Below are 265 nucleotides of genomic sequence, written 5' to 3'. Positions count from 1 at the left end.
GTACAAGTTTTACCTATGGAGAGGTTGAAGATTATGCGGTAAAATTAATTCAGCCCATAGCTTGTACAAGTAATGCTCCGTTAAACCTTACAGTGACCAACCTTACAGCAACATCTGCTTATGTAATGTGGGATCCTGCTGTAGGAGCTACGTATATATTACAATACAGACCTTTAGGTTCTACAACATGGACGACTGTTCCGTTGACATCAAATGCTTATACAATCAATGGATTATCAGAGCAATCGTCATATGAAGTTCAGGT

General features: G+C 38.9%; 1 protein-coding gene. It reads left to right on the top strand.

Going from position 1 to position 265, the window contains the following annotated elements:
- Positions 1-265, top strand: a 265-nt coding sequence (locus ACPYOM_RS22720) for a fibronectin type III domain-containing protein (RefSeq protein ID WP_481347700.1), incomplete at both ends; no start/stop codon positions are given.

The organism is Monashia sp. HAY1-2A (assembly GCF_056755315.1).
Note: the sequence above shows the minus strand (reverse complement) of the source record. Positions and strands in the feature narration are given on the sequence as shown.